The sequence below is a fragment of the Bartonella capreoli genome (genome assembly GCF_902813205.1).
Classification (GTDB): domain Bacteria; phylum Pseudomonadota; class Alphaproteobacteria; order Rhizobiales; family Rhizobiaceae; genus Bartonella; species Bartonella schoenbuchensis.
Genome location: NZ_CADDZX010000252.1, coordinates 1 through 429, shown reverse-complemented (window position 1 = coordinate 429; position 429 = coordinate 1). Strand labels below are relative to the sequence as shown.

Genomic DNA, 429 nt, shown 5'->3' with positions numbered 1-429 from the left:
CGATCATCATTGTGAACATTTGAAGTTGCTGCTGTACGCTTTTGAGGGATCATAAGTACCTGACCAATATAGATGGAATTATTGCTTATACCATTTGTTAATTTTAACGCTTCAACACTGGTTCCAATTTGCCGTGCAATACTCAACAGAGTATCTCCACTCTGAACAATATAAGAGTTTCGTCGAAAAATAGGAGAATTATCCATTTGTGAACGAGACAGGGTTCCAAGATTGCGTGGCGGTGTTCCCATGATCCGGCTATCAAGAGAAGCTCCACCTTGTCGTTGGGAAATATACGAACTATCGTCATCTGCCCATGAATCATTACTCGGATCCATAGGTGGCAATTCTGTACTTTTTATCATACCACCGTATGATAGCATTTGCGAATCTGTAGGCATAGTTGCAGACATATTTGAACGGGTAGAT

Annotated in this window: 1 protein-coding gene; it reads right to left on the bottom strand. The window is 40.8% G+C overall.

What is annotated here, in order from left to right; all coding sequences use genetic code 11:
- Positions 1–429 (bottom strand): LysM peptidoglycan-binding domain-containing protein (locus tag J7R05_RS08285; RefSeq protein WP_208541881.1); only part of this gene is annotated, 429 nt, incomplete at both ends.